This is a genomic window from Arthrobacter sp. H35-D1, assembly GCF_030063185.1.
GTDB lineage: Bacteria > Actinomycetota > Actinomycetes > Actinomycetales > Micrococcaceae > Specibacter.
In genome coordinates this window covers 1-14,356 of record NZ_JASISP010000040.1, presented here as the reverse complement: position 1 = coordinate 14,356, position 14,356 = coordinate 1, and the positions used below count along the sequence as shown (strand labels likewise).

The following is a 14,356-nucleotide window of genomic DNA, read 5'->3' as shown; positions in this document are numbered from 1 at the left end:
CAACTACTCACCGAAGAACTCAACAACACCCCCACACGGCTCCCCGGCGACCGACGCCCCCTGAACTACCAAATAGCCCAGGCCCCAATCTCAACAATGAGCAAACACGTACTTCAGGAGGTCTGAGCCTGGGCACCTTGAGACAGCGACCGGCAGGAATCGGCCCTCCGATCGCCCTTTCCGGCACTGGGCACGATCGGTTAACCAAGAACGTCCCTTGAGACGGCATACGACCCTGCCCGGCAGTCTCGACCTTCCCGCTCTCATAATTCGGCGATATCGCCGTCAACCACCAGCCCAACGATGAGCTGCGGCGGGTCCATTCCAGCGCGATTACCTTCCGGTCGGGCAGACCCCCGACAGTCCCGTAAGCCGGCGGCCCCCATCGGACACCCTTTGCGTACACTTCGCGAGTCTCCATTTGCAAAGCAGCAGGTCAGCGACGGTTTGGTGTCCGGGGATACCCTTCACCGGGCCTGGATGACCTTCTGGCTGATCAATCGGACGGCTCCCGTAGCACGCGTGCTCAGGTCAGTTCGCGCGCCCGCTCGCGGAGGAAGTCGCTGGCCGGCCTGGGGATGATTCCCCGCTGGCGCAGGGGCTTATCGTCCCAGGTGGCCTCCTGGAGGTCCTCGAGCAACCCTGCACCGAACACGGATGCGAGGGCGTCGTTGCGGCGGTCGAGCAGGCGGATCGCGAGGCGGGCTATGGTGCGCGGCATGCGCTGCACTTTCATTCGGTGATGGGTGAACTCCGCGGCGATCGCGAGGGCTTCGTTCTTCGTGAGCGACTCGGGGCCGCCGACCTCGATCAGCAACGGCGGATCGGGCTCGATCGCGACCGCCGCGAGGAGAGCGGCAACGTCTTCAGTGGCCACCCAGCGCCTCTTTGTCTCACCCTTGCCGATGACTGCCGCCTTCCCAGCGGCCATGTCGAAGCGTGCCATGGGGGCGAGGATGACTTCTTGGAATCCGTCCGAGCGGACGATGACCGTCCGCATCGCCGAGCTGACCAGTTGCCTCTCGATCGCAAGCTTGGCGCGTTCCAGGGGCGTGCCGATAGCCGCGTCGGCTCCAGGGAAGGAAATGTAGACGAAGCGGCGCACGTCCGCGGCCTCGGCCGCATCCACCAGGAAACTCATGCCCTGTTCGTCGACGGCCCGGATGGTCGCAGGGCTGGTCCCGGCGATGCGTCGGCTGATCGCCGTCGCCGTGGCGATCACAGTATCGACGCCCTGACATGCAGCTTTTAGGCTGGCCGGTACCATGAGGTCGCCGCGCACGACTTCCGTGCCGAGTTCCCGCAACCCGGTGTCGTCGCTGCTTTGCCTCACTAGGCAGCGAACCTCCTGTCCCTCTGAGCGCAGCAGCCTGGCGACGCGGCCGCCGAGATTACCGGTGGCGCCGACAACGAGAATCATGGCCGTGGTCCTCTCGAATCGGCGCCTGCGACGTCCCGGACGGCCGTGTTGACGTCCCCGGACTCGTGCTCGACGGGCTCAAGGTAGAACCGGACGGCGGAGAGTAGGCCTTCGCGCACGGTGAAGATCGCAACTCCGGCCTGCTCGACGGGAACGCCGTCGCGACGCGTACCGCGGGAAGCCCACTCGACCCAGACCTTCCCATCGGGAGCAGTTGCCGCATCGCGTATTTCCAGTGTGAGATCGGGGACTCCCGCGAACAGGGCGGACCAGTTGGACCGCACCTGGGCGCTCCCGGTGAAGCTGCGGTCGGGGTGGTTGGGGGTGATGTTGACGTAGTCGTCGGCGAACTCGGCGACCATCGCGTCGAGGTCCTGCCGGCGGGCGGCGGCGAACATGCGCCGCACGGTGCCGTCGGGTAGGCGGTCCATGCCCTCAGGCGTGTCCATGATGATGACTCCTTGGTGCCTCGGGCGTGTGGAGGAGGCTCATATCTGCTAGATTTATTTTAAATACGGTTAACTGTATTGATTAAATTTTAGGACAACATGCCCCACAACGTCAATGCGTCAGAGCCGCCCACGCCCAGGCGCGCCTACGATGCAAGACGGCGGCGGGAGCTCGCCGAGGAGTCGCGGCGCACCGTGCTCGCAAGGGCGCGCGAGCTGTTCCTCGCGCACGGGTTCGGGCCCACGACGATAGCGCAGATCGCGCAGACAGCAGGGGTGTCTCCCGAATCGATCTACAAGAACTTCGGCGGCAAGCCCGGGCTCGTGCGGGCCATCCAAGAACAAAGCCTCCTCGGCGCGGGTGTCCCGCCAGCAGAGCAGCGTTCCGACCTCGCACAGCTGACGGCAACGGACCCATTAGCACTCATCGAACAGCTCGGTCGCTTCACGGCCGAGGTCAGCCCACTCGCGGCCCCGATCATCCTGCTCATCCGGGACGCGGCGGCCAGCGGCGATGCTGACATGGCGGACTTGCTGCGCGAGGTCGACGATGTCCGCTACCGGCGAATGCTGCACAACGTGCAGCGGATCGCGGCCCGGGGGGTCCTGCGTCCGGGCCTGGGCGCCCAGGAGGCCGCAGATGTCATGTTCACGTGCACGACCGCGGAGCTGTATGAGAGCCTCGTCATGAAACGGGGATGGTCCGCCGAGCGATACGGGACCTTCATCGCCAGGACCCTTGAGGCGAACCTTCTGTAGGAACCCCGGACGTCGTCGGCACAGAGCGGGGCGGGGCGTCGAGGACTGGGCCGTTGCGATCCTCAACACCGCCCTGGACGATTGCCGCGAGCTAGGACGACGGCGGGCTTGTCACCGTCGCCGACGATCCCACCGTCGGCGGCCCGGCTGCCAGCCGGAACCCGGCGAGGGCAAACCCGAGGAGCGTCGCGATGGCGGCCGAGGCGAGTGGGTACTTCATCGGGATCAGCCGTCAAACCGTCTACCAAGACCTTCAATCAAAATATGGGCGGCCTTGGACACTGAAGGGACTGAACCCGTGCCCTGAACAACGATGTGCATCGAAGCCCGGGGCGGTCTGTTCACAGTCGATAAAATGCCATCAGGCGTGTCGATCCACCTGCAAACGATCACTACATACCCGGATTGACACTATTTGGCCCAGACTCGTCACGTTTTACTCACGTTTTCAACCAAAGCCCACGGCCATCCTTGGCATGCCAAAGGGCTCCAATCGTTCCACTCTCCCCCGGGAACACACGGGTTTTGACGACCAACGATGCCCGACGGCAAGAGAATCCTGAGATTCTCTTGGTCGTGGGTTCAATTCGCGCCCGGGGCACCAAATATGGCTCTGACCTGCGGTTATCTCCCGCAGGTCAGAGCCAGCAGGGGCCAAAGGTACCCCCGCTCATCTTTTACATCGAAAATTTGCCTGCTCTTTCGTCATTTTTTGGTGAAAGTAGGTCTTCCCTTGCGGTCATCTTTTTTCAACGTGTTGGTGCCAAAGTGGCTAAATTACGCTGTTTCTTCTCGGGACATGGTGAGGCTGTAGATTCCACCATGTTGAGCCTGTGATCGCAACGGTCCGCTCCCCCATTCTTCCCTTCTCCCATCCGCTTCAGGGATAATTTCACGGAGTTCGCCGCCGTCAGTGGCGAGGCAGTCCACTCCTGGTAAAGGGGGCGCGAGTTCTTGACCCCTGGATGTCAGTGCAACAGCCGCGACGTGATGGCATCTCCTTTGGACACCGCCATGGAAAGACACCGGCGCCCGTGAACACCCTCCTTCCAGTCGCCGAGCGCATGCTGCTGGACATCCCCACGGCGCAGGAGGATCAGCTGTCTAACCTGCGCGAATCTGGCCTGGGACCCAGGATTGCCGGGCGATCCATCAGCTTCGAGGCCATGCGCGGCATGGTGGCACGCGGCCTGGGCTACACGGTGCCGCTCCAGCGCCCGCCGGTGGATATCAGCTACGAGGGCTGCCCGGGGTGCCGCTGGCCATCGAGGGAAGAGTCGGCCATAGCGGCATCTGCTTCTCCACCAGGGCGGCCAAAAGACAAGCCCGGAAACTAGTACCCCGCGGCCGGGTCCACCACCCCGGACAGCTCCTGTCCGCGGGCCAGCCGACGGACATTTTCCGCCACCCTGGCGGCGAGCAACGAGACCACCATTTCCATGGTGTCCGCGGTGTGCGGGGTGATCAACGCCTTCGGCTCAGCCCACAGCGGGTGGCCGTCGGGCAGCGGCTCAGGGTACGTGACGTCCAGGCCGGCCCCGGCCAACCGGTCGGCCGCCAGCGCGGCGCACAGTGCATCCGTGTTGATCAGGCCGCCGCGGGCAATGTTCACCAGCACTGCGCTTGGCTTCAATAGCGCCAACTCCGGTGCGCCCAACAGCCCGCGGGTGCTGGTCGTCAGCGCGGCCGCAAGCACCACCACATCCGCATCAGGCAGCACCTGGGCCAAGGCCTCCGTAGTGACGGTACGGTCCGCGCCGGGAACCGCGATATTCTGCCGGCGGACCACCGTGACGTTGGTGTTGAAGGCCTTCATCAGCCGCACAATTTCAACGCCGATGCCGCCCGCACCGACCACCAGAACGTTCAGCCCGTGCAACGACGTTCCGGCCTGGGGGCCCCAAGAGATGGCCCGTACCCGCTCCGGCAGCCGGCGCAGCAGGGCCAGCGTCAGGGCAAGAGCGTGTTCGCCCACGGGCGGGGCATAGGCGCCCTTGGCGCTGGTCCATATTTTTCCCGGGTACGCCGCAACTGTGTCCATGTACGACTCAATCCCGGCGGACGGCAGCTGAACCCAGCGGATCGAGGGCCGCGCGTCCAGGATGGTTTTGAGTGCAGCCCGGTCCGGATTGAAGCCGACCACCAGTCCGTCGGGATTGTCGTCAAGATCGGTCAGCACGCCGCCACTGTCCGTGACGGCCGTGGCAAACAGGGGGTGGGAGTCGGGCAAAACGCTAATGCGGGGGGCAAACTGTGTCATGGTGGCAGCTTAACGCACGACGACGACGGCCAGGGACCGCCGCCGCCGTCGTGCGTTAATCACGCCCGTCTGTTACTTCATCTCACCGCTCAGGTCGGCGCCCTTGCCTTCCTTGGTGGCCACCATGACGACCGCGTTGTTCACGCGCCCGCCTTCACGAACCTTCATCGTCAGCGTGTCGGCGGCCATTCGCGAGACCTGTGATTTCGAGAGTGAGTGGATGCCCAGGGTCTTCACGAGTTTGTCCATGCGGCGGGTGGAAAACCCGGCGAGGCAGCAGTCCGCAACGACCGTGATCATGGCCTCTTCGGCACGTTTGCTGGCGTTCAAGGGGCCAGTCCGGGAAATATGTGTCGTTTGAGAGCCCGCCCAATCCTTATCCATGACCCCAGCATCAAATCGGAACGCCCCACTTTCAGGCGTGTCGCGGAAGCCTTCCAATCAGAACCCCGCCGCGGTGCGCCGCAAGGGGCATGCAGCTAGGTTTTTGCATGTACCGTTTCCCCCTGCATTGGGAGGACTCTCCGCCGTCGCGCGTTTTAGTCTGCTGCCCGGGCTGACATGCGTTGGCGTTAGGCAGTACAGGTTCTTCGGTGGAGGATCAGGGCGGCGGCTGCCAGCAGAACGACGGCGGCTTGGGCGAGAGCGGTAAGGGTTTTGGCAAAGAACCACACGGGCTCGTACATGGCAGGGAAAGGCCCGAATGCAGGGATCTCGATGTAACGGTAGACGAGCAGCACGGCCAGGCCACCGCCAGCGGTGAGCAGGGCCAGAACCCAGGCCGGGCGGCTTCCGCGGACCAGCACGTACAGCCCGACCACCGCGGCAGTTACGGCTTCAGCAAGAAAGAGATTGCCTTCTCCGAAACCTCCCGGGGCGGCAGTCTGGTAACCCGAGGCGAGCCGGGCATGAACGACGGCGTCCACGGCCAAGCCGGCCGCTGCCAGAATCCGAAGCACTAAGGCAGCGGCTGTGCGGCCACGATGGCGGCCCGGTTCTGATCGTTCCACGCGGCCATCCTGTCTGGAGCTATTGGCCCGGATCACTTGACGTTCAGCGTTCCGTGCATGCTGGCGTGGTACTCGCAGTGGTAGGCGTACGCACCGGGTTTCGTCGGGGCGGTGAAGGTCACGCTGGCTCCAGGGTCGACGACGGCGTTGAAGGAACCGTCGTCAGCGGTGACGGTATGCGCTTGAGCGTCCATGTTCGTCACGGTAACCATTGCACCGGCCTGGACGCTGTCCGTGCCGGTGTAAGCGAAGGACTTGATCTGGATGGTTGACTTGGCTGCGGTCTCCTTGGATGGGGTCGCGGACCCTGTCGTGGACACTGTCGGGGACGCACTCATATCCGGTCCCATCGACGCGGTCGATGACGACGTCGCAGCTGGAGGGGCAGATGACGAGTCGGTCCCCGTGGCGGCGGTCCCGCAGGCGCTGGCCCCGAGGATGGTTGCTGCGCCGATCAGGGCGAGGACGAAGCGTTGACGGGTTTGGTTCGGTTTCATGGGGTTTCCTTTTCATGGTTGCTGGCGACAAATGCCGGAGATCCCTCTGGCACCACGCTCAGAGCGAGACCCACGCGGGGTGCTGGAGGAAAGGTAGTGGTACATGACGGGGCTCTCGAAGTTCTCCCCAACCGTCAGCTCCACGGGCTTGAAACTAATGCCTTACTTTGCCCCATTTCAGGGACCGGAAGCTATGGAAAGACCGTTTGCTGGAAGCTCAGGACGCGGGACCCGAATAGTTCTGGGCTTGATATGGTGCTTGAACTTTGAAGTACGTGTTTTGGCTGTTGAGGCCGCTGCATGCTGAGGCTGTGGATGCCGGCCTGATGCCGGGATTTGACTACAATCACGATGGCGCTCAAGCACGCGGTTGCCTCCGCGATGCCCGCCAGCAGGAAGAAGCTGGCCGCGGTGAGGACCTTGAACAGGATTCCGATGTACGGCGCTTCGTGGAGATGGGCAGGAATGGCCGGAATATGTGCCGCCTCTGCCACTTATCAGGGCGGCAACAGGAAGTGCTCGCAGGGGATTTTTGACCGGCCTGCCAAGCAGCCCACTACCGATCATGGTCGAGCGGTGGTTCGTTGTAATTGTCTCCGTTGACATGGGCTTACGCCGATCCGGTCACGGCGCCCCGGGAGTGGAGCACCTCAAATAGTGGCGTCCTCCTGCAGTTTTCGAGGACACAAGTTATTCGTAGCCGTGGACGGTTCGGATTGCCCCGGCGAGTGTTCATGCCGATAAAGCCGATCGGTGCTCGGCCGCATTCGTTAGCGGGTGCCTCAAGCCAGTCTCCTCAGCGGCACGAAAGACGCTGCTGTTGTTCGCCCCGGCTCTCCGCTTCCGCGTAGATGGATCTCGCAGACCAAGACAACTGCTCCGACTAACAGCAATTGCCAAAGAGCTGGGGCAGGGCCTTTCATTCACCTGTTGGAGTGAAAACCCCACAGGGGCCCAGGGGCTGTCTCACATTTAGCTCCGAGAGTCCCGGCCAGCGCGCCCGTCCCGGTCCTGAGCACAAAAGGAAGGCCTCGTGTCAGGACAATTGGTTCGGGTAGACACATCAGCCCGTATTCGAGCAGCTCTCCCGGATTCGGTCTGAGGCGATTGGGCGCACTCGGCATGCCCGCCAGCTGTCCCGGGAGCGTTTCGCGCTCATGGAGAAGCTAATCGTTTTGGTCTTGCCCCCGTTTGGTGGAGGTGGAAGTTGCCCCGGGCTATGCCTTCGATTTGCGCCGCGGGCTTGGGCAGCGGTGGAGTCTCAGGGTGGAGGGTCCTACAGTGGCATTTCCAGTGCGGGTCGCGGCCAATGACGAGCTCGTCGCCTCTCAGTGTGCGGTAGTGGTGACATAAGCCAACGTGAATGACGAGCTACGGGTGGAGCAAGAAGCGTTGGCGTATTCCGGGCATCAAGATCAGGATGATCGCGTGCTGTGGCCTCACCCCGGTTGCTGAGCACCAGATTGAGGCCAAGAGGGTACATAATTTAGGGCATGGAGATGGTTGGAGCGGGTCGGGTTGCGCGAGTGCTGAAGCAGTGAGGCGGTGGAGTGTTGGTACACGATCCGCTTCGAGGAAAGTGTTGACGTCTGAGGGAGGCTCGTACGGCAAGGCGGTCAGGGCCGTCCGGGCTGGTGAGCTCGATGCGGATGAGGCGGCAGGCCAGCTGATCGACAGGATGACTAATCGGGAGCTCCTTGGACTGCTTGACGGCGACTCCCCCAAGCAGCTGCTGCCGCTCATCCCGGTGCTGCTGGATCGGCGGCCTTTCGTGGCCGGCGCGGTCCCGCGGCTCAGCATCCCGGGAATCCGGTTTAGTGATGGTCCCCGCGGCGTTGTGATTGGCAGCTCCACTGCCTTCCCTGTGACTATTGCACGTGCCGCGACCTGGGACCCGTCACTGGAGGAGCGGGTCGGGCACGCTATCGGGTTGGAGACCAGGGCGCGGGGCGCCAACTACTCTGCCTCCGTTTGCGTCAACCTGCTTCGCCACCCCGCGTGGGGACGGTCGCAGGAGTGCTACGGCGAGGATCCGGTGCTCACCGGCCGGATGGGGTCGGCCCTGACCCGAGGTGTACGTGTGAACGTGATGGCGTGTGTGAAGCACTTCGCGCTTAACTCGGTGGAGAACGAGCGCTTCGAAGTCGATGTGTCGGTCGGCGAGCACGCCCTCCACGAGGTGTACCTGCCGCACTTCAAGGCCGTTGTGGATGTGGGCGTCGATTCAGTGATGAGTGCTTACAACAGGGTGCGGGGCGAGTATATGGACGTCAATCGTCCACTGCTCACCGATGTGTTGCGGGACGAGTGGGGCTTCTCGGGGTTCGTGACGAGCGACTGGGTGTTCGGTACCCATGATGCGGTCCTCAGCCTTCAGGCGGGGATGGACGTGGAGATGCCGCTGCGGCTGGTGCGAGCCCGCGATCTGCCGGCCGCGCTCCACAGGGGTGAGGTGGCCCGCGCGACCGTGCTGCGCTCTGCCCGCCGGATCCTGCGCACCAGCGTGCTGCATGCCGCGACGCGCGAGGAGGCGGTGCCGAGCCCGGCCCTCATCGCCTCGCCGGAGCATCGGGAGCTGGCCTACCAAGTAGCCGCAGAGTCGATCGTATTGCTGAAGAACGAAATCACCGGCACTGCGCCGTTGCTACCATTGGCTCCCACGACAGGGCACCTCGCGGTGATCGGGCGCCTCGCGGGGCGGGCGAACCTAGGTGATCACGGTTCCTCACGCGTTCGGCCCCCCTCCACGGTCTCGCCGCTGCAGGGGCTACGGAACGCGCTCCCCCAAGTACGGATCACGAGCACCTCCGGCAAAAACGTACGTGCCGCAGTCGCGGCGGCGGCCGCAGCAGAAACGGTGATCGTCGTCGTCGGCCTGGACCAGCACGATGAGGGCGAGTCGGTCGTCACCGCTGGTGTGGACGTGGGCGTGCTCGGCCGGGCATTTGGCTCTGGGCGACTCCAAGGGCCGCTCATTGCCCTGGCACACCTTGCGTCACGGTTCGTCCGGGGCGGCGACCGCGACTCGCTCGATCTGCGCCCCTCCGATGTGCGCCTTATTCGCGCAGTCACAGCAGTAAATTCACGGACCGTCGTCGTGCTGATCGGAGGCAGCGCGATCCTGACGGAGGAGTGGCGAGACCGCGTGCCGGCGCTCCTCCTCGCCTGGTACGGAGGGATGGAGGGTGGCCATGCGCTAGCGAGCGTCCTCACCGGCGCCGCGGAGCCCGGCGGACGGCTGCCGTTTGTGCTGCCGACGGACGCCGCGCATCTGCCATCATTCGACAGCGCCGCGAAGTCCGTCATCTACGACGACAGGTGGGGTCAACGCATGCTCGACGGCGACGGGCACGCGCCGGCATTCCCGTTCGGGTTCGGCCTGGGCTATACGACGATCGAGCAGCGGCTCCTCGACCACAGGTTCGACGACACGGGCGGCAGCGCTGACGTTCTCGTGACGAATACCGGTGATCGCGAGGGATCGACCGTCGTGCAGGTCTACGCCGCGGACACTTCCCTCCGCAGGCCGGTAGCCCAGCTGCTGGGCTTCCAGAAGGTCACGCTGCAGCCAGGTGCGGAGTCGACCGTCCGGGTCACATTGGATGCGGGGCCCACTCTGCAGCGCGATCCTGAGACAAGGCACTGGGCCCCCCGCGCCGGCGACTGGGCCCTGCTCGCTGCCCAACACAGCCCCAGCAGCTGGACGGACGCGCGCCGGCTACAACGCCCTGGGGGCTTGATCGACGAAGAAGACGCCGTGGACGGTCAGCCGACCTGAGGCCGATATGGGTCGCGCCCCCCTCACCCTGGAAGGCTGCGAGGCGGGGAGGAGAGCGCCTCGACGCGGACTGGGAGCACGTCGTCGCCTTTCAGCATGGCGCGGAGCAACCTCCGCGCTTCCCACCGAAATGAGAGCGGTGCCAAGTCATGCCGCAGCTCCAGCCCACCGTCCGAAGTTGCGTACCGCTTCTGCAGATCGCCCAGTTCCTCCGATCGCAGCAGAGCCACTGTACTGCCCGTGGCCTGCTCGACGAGCCGGACCAGTGAGGATGGACCAGTGAGGTCAGTCGCGACGAAGTGATCCCCGCTCGCTGTAAGGATCGTTTTCTGCGCCGCACGGGTAACCACCAGAGGACGGAACGGCCCGTCGAGCAAGCCGTTCAGCACGTCCGCCGCCGCGTGTGTGCGGCCGATGCCCTGCGCGGCCGCTTGCATTCGTTGCAGACGGCCCGGCTCGCGCAGCAACTCGTCGATCTTCCAGCCGATGGTGGCGGTATTGTTGCAGCGAACGGCCGCCCCCTGTTCCATCAGATAATCGCCGTTGCGGACCTCCTGCCCCGGGATGGGGTTGACCAGCACCATGGGCAGCCCTGTGGCCATGCACTCCGATGCCGTCAACCCTCCCGGTTTACCCACGAAAAGGTCAGCGCGGCGCAGCAGCTGCGGCATTTCCTTTGTGAAGCCGAGGACACGGTAGCGATCACCGGCGGAGGCCACGAGCGCCTCGATGCGCTGCCGCAGCGCGTCGTTGTATCCACACACAATCGTGGCCGTGAAGGGGGAGCGCATATGCAGCGTCTGCCGCACGACCGCGACGGCGTAGTCGCCTCCTTTCGCACCTGCCGAGATCAACAGCATCGGGGGCTCGCTGGCATCGCGCACGGGCGTAACGTCCGGCGCAGCCGCGATCGGGATCCCCGTGGCCGCGACGCGGTCAAGAGGCAGACCGAGCGCCGTCAGCTCCACGCGCCCCTCCTCCCTGGCCACAAAGAGCATGTGGAATGCGCTCGCAAGCCACAGGCCCTGGAAGTCGTAGTCCGTCGTGACCACAGCAGTCCTGGCATCCATCACGCCGCGAAGTAGAAGTGATGCCATCAGCTGGGCTGGCAAGAAGTGGGTGCACACGATAGCGGTGGGTCGGAATCGTTTGATCGCACGGATGACCGGAACCGCATTCACCCGTGTCCAGGGGTCGATTGGACCGCGGCGTCCAAACGGCGGGTCACTGGCGTCATATCCCCACTCGACCAACCATGGCAACTCTTTGACCAGGACGAAGTAACCCTTCCCCAGCACGTCGCGGTAGAGCGCACTGCTCACCTGCAGCACGTCCAGCACCTGCACCTCGACGATGTCCGCGCGCGCGGCGCACGCCTGCTGTACCGCCGCTGCGGCGCTGTTGTGCCCCGATCCAACCCCAGCGGAGAGGATCATTACGCGCTCCCCGTCAGAGGTTTTGGAACCGCGTGCAGACGGCCTACGCATCAAGAGATGGGACCGGCCCGCATGACCTCTCCCACCCGCCGATCTTGGACATCGTCACGCGGAGAGACGGGTCAGCGGTGGTTCTCCCCGAGGCAGTGAAACCCAACTTTGTGGCTCTTGAGCCGTCCGGACTACGCGATTTAATCGGGTCAGAGTGTGGATTGTCCAGCCGCGTCTGCGGGGGTGCAATTTTGCTCGATTGTGCCTGCATTAGATATTCCAGAAAGCGTTCTTTTGCATTCGGGGCGACGGTCATGGCAAGAGTACTTCGTTGTTCTCCCGGCACAGGTAGCGGTGCTCTGCCGCGCGGCTGGCTCCGATGATCTTGCCGCAATCGGCCCGGGCGAGCCAGCAGGTCGCGTTCGAGCTGGGCTGACTCGGACATGACAGCCAGCATCACCCTGCCCATCCAACCTTTGGGGTTGATGCCTTCCGTGATGCTGCGGCGGTCCATGCCCCGGTGTTCGATTCGGGCTGGCAGGTTCCGCGTGTTGCGCCCAAAGGTGTCCACCTTCCAGACCTCAACCTCATCACCGTCTCGCAGGTGATCGACCATCTTGTCCAGCTCGGTCCGCCTGGCCATCGTTCCGTTCACGCCATGGTTGGTCAAAACCCGATGACAACCCGCAGGAGTCAACGCCGCCTGCTGCAGATCCGCGTTCTGATTTAGGGTGCTGATGATGGCATATCCGACACTTCCCACGCCCGCTCCCCTAACAGTCATCAGAGACCAAAACTTGCTCTGTTTAGGATAGTGCACAGACTGCATATTGCTGAGACGCAACGCGGCGGCGCAAAGCGCCATGAAGAGGATGCCATTTTTTTGATGGATAGTGGCTCGCCCGGGGCTGGTTGGCAGAGTGGTGTTAGTCCGGCCGGGCATGACTTACTCATATTCTGACCTGCTTCGGCAGTGACTGTTTCCCGGATTGGCGCTAGAAGATTCCCGTTCGGAGGGACAGCCCAAGATGACCATCGTGACCAACTAATACGCCCATGTCGTTGGAGTGGACACACATGCCAGCCCCCACACCTACGCCCTGCTTATGTCGACGACTGTACAGTTCGCCAACACTGAAACGTTCCCGACGAGCCCGCCAGACATTGCCCGGGACTCTGAGATCAGTGTGTGTGATGTGCGGCCTCCACTGAGGACATCCCCACGGGCCCAGGGGAAGTCCCGATGCCATGGATGCGGTGGGCATCAGGCTGGACGCTCGCCGGATCATGGACCGCCGACGCTTAGCCTCAATACCGTTCATTTAAGGGTTTTGCTAGTGTGGTTGGGGCACGGCTCGCTCCGGTTGGGTAAAGCCGGTCTCTGACCGTCGGTTGTCGGATTTTGTGTCGGCGGGCGTGTTGACGCGGGTGTTTCCGGCGAGTGTGGTCGATGAGGTGATTGCGGCGGCGGGGCACACTGAGGTGCGTCATCGTGCATTGCTGGCGCAGGTTATGGGGTATTTCTCGATGGGGATGGCGTTGTATTCGGAAGACTCATATGAGGACGTCTTCGCTCAGCTGACTCACAGCTTATTGTGGTCATTAGAGTGGGCCGAGGCATGGTCATCACCGTCGAAATCTGGCATTTTCCAGGCCGAGGCCCGGCTGGGGTCCGAGCCCGTGCGGGATCTCTTCAAACATGTCGCGGTCCCTCTGGCTGGCCCGAAGACCCCGGGAGCTTGACTGGCGGGCCGATGGTTGGTCGCGATCGATGGGACGGTCCTGGACTTGGCCGACAGCGCGGCAAATGCGGATTTCTTCGGCCGTCCGCCGTCCAGCCGCGGTGAAAAGTCAGCGTTCCCGCTGGCCCGCGCGGCCGCGTTGGCGGAGTGAGGCACCCACGCTATCCTGGATGCGGAGATCGGGCCGTGCACGACGTCAAAAATAGCACTATCCAAAGAGCGCGTGAAGCACTCGACGCCAGGGGTGTTGCTCCTGGCTGACCGTGGCTTCTACGATTTTTACCTGTGGCAGCAAGCCGCCGCGACGGGAGCAGAGCTACTCTGGCGGGTCAAGACAAATCTTCGACCCCGATACGTGGAGACGCTCTCGGACGGTTCGTGGCTTGCGCGCATCATTTCGACGTCGGGCCCGAATCGCACGCCAACAGAGCCCCTGATCGTCCGGGTCATTGACTACACGATCGACGATGGGGCGCGAGAACCCCGGGAGCTAGCGGCTCCTAAGCACAATCCTCGAGCCCTGTGTAGCAAGTGCTGAGGACCTCGCCGCCGTCTACTCGGAACGATGGGAGATTGAGAGCACGTTCGACGAGCTCGAAACCCACCAACTCGGACCCAGGCCCGTGCTGCGGTCCAAATCCCCCGACCTGATCCTTCAGGAAATCTGGGGCACCTCTGCTGCCACTGCGCCATCATTGCCCTTGTTGAAGAACTGACCCGCTACCCCTGGCCCAAAAGCGAGGCCGAACGCGACGCCTTGTTCAAGCGTCTGGGGTGGAGCCACGAACAACACTTTCCTGCGGACCGTTCAGCCGATGTCGCGGCACACTTCCAACTGGAAACAACAGACGACGACCCTCCCCTCTTCGCCACTTCGCGGGAAAAGGGGCTCTTCAGAATCCAGAGTGTAGTTTCGGTCTGAAGCCTCCGGATTCCAGCAATGATCTGGCGACGTAGTTGGTGAGATTCCTGAAGCCGAGGGCAGAGCCCCGAAGGTGTTCCAATCTTCCATTA

16 protein-coding genes and 1 pseudogene are annotated in these 14,356 nt (G+C 63.5%); 8 read left to right on the top strand and 9 right to left on the bottom strand.

Translation table 11 applies throughout. The features are described 5' to 3' along the window. Positions 1 to 526: 526 nt before the first annotated feature. Both QMG25_RS19760 and QMG25_RS19755 read right to left on the bottom strand, forming a co-directional pair. A complete protein-coding gene (locus tag QMG25_RS19760; protein ID WP_283462804.1) occupies positions 527 to 1,420 on the bottom strand; it encodes an SDR family oxidoreductase in 894 nt (297 codons plus the stop codon). After that, a complete protein-coding gene (locus QMG25_RS19755; RefSeq protein ID WP_283462803.1) occupies positions 1,417 to 1,869 on the bottom strand; it encodes a nuclear transport factor 2 family protein in 453 nt (150 codons plus the stop codon). Before QMG25_RS19755 ends, QMG25_RS19760 begins: the two co-directional genes overlap by 4 nt. A 99-nt stretch (positions 1,870 to 1,968) precedes the next feature. On the opposite strand from QMG25_RS19755, the gene QMG25_RS19750 reads away from it, so the two are divergent. Beyond that, complete coding sequence (locus QMG25_RS19750; protein WP_283462802.1) at positions 1,969 to 2,628, top strand: TetR/AcrR family transcriptional regulator; 660 nt, start codon at positions 1,969 to 1,971, stop codon at positions 2,626 to 2,628. Positions 2,629 to 2,719: 91 nt separating this feature from the next. Here the strand turns inward: QMG25_RS19750 and QMG25_RS19745 are convergent, their stop codons facing one another. Continuing rightward, on the bottom strand, positions 2,720 to 2,848 hold the full coding sequence (locus QMG25_RS19745; protein WP_283462801.1) for a hypothetical protein: 129 nt from the start codon (positions 2,846 to 2,848) through the stop codon (positions 2,720 to 2,722). A 305-nt stretch (positions 2,849 to 3,153) separates the two neighbouring features. Here QMG25_RS19745 and QMG25_RS19740 point away from each other — a divergent pair, with 305 nt between their 5' ends. After that, the gene (locus tag QMG25_RS19740; protein ID WP_283462800.1) at positions 3,154 to 3,465 is read left to right on the top strand and encodes a hypothetical protein; all 312 of its coding nucleotides are present in this window, start codon (positions 3,154 to 3,156) and stop codon (positions 3,463 to 3,465) included. Between the two features lie 197 nt (positions 3,466 to 3,662). After that, on the top strand, positions 3,663 to 3,965 hold the full coding sequence (locus QMG25_RS19735; protein WP_283462799.1) for a type 2 periplasmic-binding domain-containing protein: 303 nt from the start codon (positions 3,663 to 3,665) through the stop codon (positions 3,963 to 3,965). Here QMG25_RS19735 and QMG25_RS19730 read toward each other — a convergent pair. The 4 genes and pseudogenes from QMG25_RS19730 to QMG25_RS19715 all read right to left on the bottom strand — a co-directional run bounded on the left by QMG25_RS19730 (position 3,962) and on the right by QMG25_RS19715 (position 6,395). Then, the gene (locus QMG25_RS19730; protein ID WP_283462798.1) at positions 3,962 to 4,888 is read right to left on the bottom strand and encodes an NAD(P)-dependent oxidoreductase; all 927 of its coding nucleotides are present in this window, start codon (positions 4,886 to 4,888) and stop codon (positions 3,962 to 3,964) included. The genes QMG25_RS19735 and QMG25_RS19730 overlap by 4 nt on opposite strands. 114 nt (positions 4,889 to 5,002) lie before the next feature. Then, positions 5,003 to 5,252: pseudogene (locus QMG25_RS19725) on the bottom strand (transposase); the annotation flags it as partial. Positions 5,253 to 5,460: 208 nt separating this feature from the next. Further along, on the bottom strand, positions 5,461 to 5,898 hold the full coding sequence (locus QMG25_RS19720) for a hypothetical protein (protein ID WP_283462797.1): 438 nt from the start codon (positions 5,896 to 5,898) through the stop codon (positions 5,461 to 5,463). Positions 5,899 to 5,930: 32 nt separating this feature from the next. Beyond that, positions 5,931 to 6,395 (bottom strand): cupredoxin domain-containing protein, encoded by a 465-nt coding sequence (locus tag QMG25_RS19715; protein ID WP_283462796.1) that lies wholly within the window; start codon positions 6,393 to 6,395, stop codon positions 5,931 to 5,933. Positions 6,396 to 6,661: 266 nt separating this feature from the next. Between QMG25_RS19715 and QMG25_RS19710 the strand changes: the two genes are divergently transcribed. Further along, a complete protein-coding gene (locus QMG25_RS19710) occupies positions 6,662 to 6,931 on the top strand; it encodes a hypothetical protein (protein ID WP_283462795.1) in 270 nt (89 codons plus the stop codon). 1,046 nt (positions 6,932 to 7,977) lie between these two features. Further along, entirely contained in the window at positions 7,978 to 10,173 is a 2,196-nt protein-coding gene (locus QMG25_RS19705) for a beta-glucosidase family protein (RefSeq protein WP_502866459.1), read from the top strand. 23 nt (positions 10,174 to 10,196) lie between these two features. Here the strand turns inward: QMG25_RS19705 and QMG25_RS19700 are convergent, their stop codons facing one another. Continuing rightward, a complete protein-coding gene (locus tag QMG25_RS19700; RefSeq protein WP_502866458.1) occupies positions 10,197 to 11,660 on the bottom strand; it encodes an MGDG synthase family glycosyltransferase in 1,464 nt (487 codons plus the stop codon). Then, positions 11,653 to 12,543, bottom strand: coding sequence for a recombinase family protein (locus QMG25_RS19695; protein ID WP_283462792.1), 891 nt, complete (start codon positions 12,541 to 12,543; stop codon positions 11,653 to 11,655). The genes QMG25_RS19700 and QMG25_RS19695 overlap by 8 nt, the downstream gene beginning before the upstream one ends. Before the next feature lie 461 nt (positions 12,544 to 13,004). Between QMG25_RS19695 and QMG25_RS20695 the strand changes: the two genes are divergently transcribed. The 3 genes from QMG25_RS20695 (at position 13,005) to QMG25_RS20690 (ending at position 14,058) form a co-directional block, all read left to right on the top strand. Continuing rightward, positions 13,005 to 13,343: a transposase domain-containing protein gene (locus QMG25_RS20695; protein ID WP_502866461.1), complete on the top strand. Its 339-nt coding sequence runs from the start codon at positions 13,005 to 13,007 to the stop codon at positions 13,341 to 13,343. A 15-nt stretch (positions 13,344 to 13,358) separates the two neighbouring features. Next, a complete protein-coding gene (locus tag QMG25_RS19690; RefSeq protein ID WP_283462791.1) occupies positions 13,359 to 13,493 on the top strand; it encodes a hypothetical protein in 135 nt (44 codons plus the stop codon). Between the two features lie 358 nt (positions 13,494 to 13,851). Further along, positions 13,852 to 14,058 (top strand): transposase, encoded by a 207-nt coding sequence (locus tag QMG25_RS20690; protein ID WP_502866460.1) that lies wholly within the window; start codon positions 13,852 to 13,854, stop codon positions 14,056 to 14,058. Positions 14,059 to 14,356: the final 298 nt, after the last annotated feature.

What these genes read in the sequence shown, in the direction of transcription:
- QMG25_RS19760 (WP_283462804.1), bottom strand. Translation starts at nt 1,420, where the DNA reads ATGATTCTCGTTGTCGGCGCCACCGGTAATCTCGGCGGCCGCGTCGCC.
- QMG25_RS19745 (WP_283462801.1), bottom strand. Translation starts at nt 2,848, where the DNA reads ATGAAGTACCCACTCGCCTCGGCCGCCATCGCGACGCTCCTCGGGTTT.
- QMG25_RS19700 (WP_502866458.1), bottom strand. Translation starts at nt 11,660, where the DNA reads ATGCGTAGGCCGTCTGCACGCGGTTCCAAAACCTCTGACGGGGAGCGC.
- QMG25_RS19695 (WP_283462792.1), bottom strand. Translation starts at nt 12,543, where the DNA reads ATGCCCGGCCGGACTAACACCACTCTGCCAACCAGCCCCGGGCGAGCC.
- QMG25_RS19750 (WP_283462802.1), top strand. Translation starts at nt 1,969, where the DNA reads ATGCCCCACAACGTCAATGCGTCAGAGCCGCCCACGCCCAGGCGCGCC.
- QMG25_RS19755 (WP_283462803.1), bottom strand. Translation starts at nt 1,869, where the DNA reads ATGGACACGCCTGAGGGCATGGACCGCCTACCCGACGGCACCGTGCGG.
- QMG25_RS19715 (WP_283462796.1), bottom strand. Translation starts at nt 6,395, where the DNA reads ATGAAACCGAACCAAACCCGTCAACGCTTCGTCCTCGCCCTGATCGGC.
- QMG25_RS19730 (WP_283462798.1), bottom strand. Translation starts at nt 4,888, where the DNA reads ATGACACAGTTTGCCCCCCGCATTAGCGTTTTGCCCGACTCCCACCCC.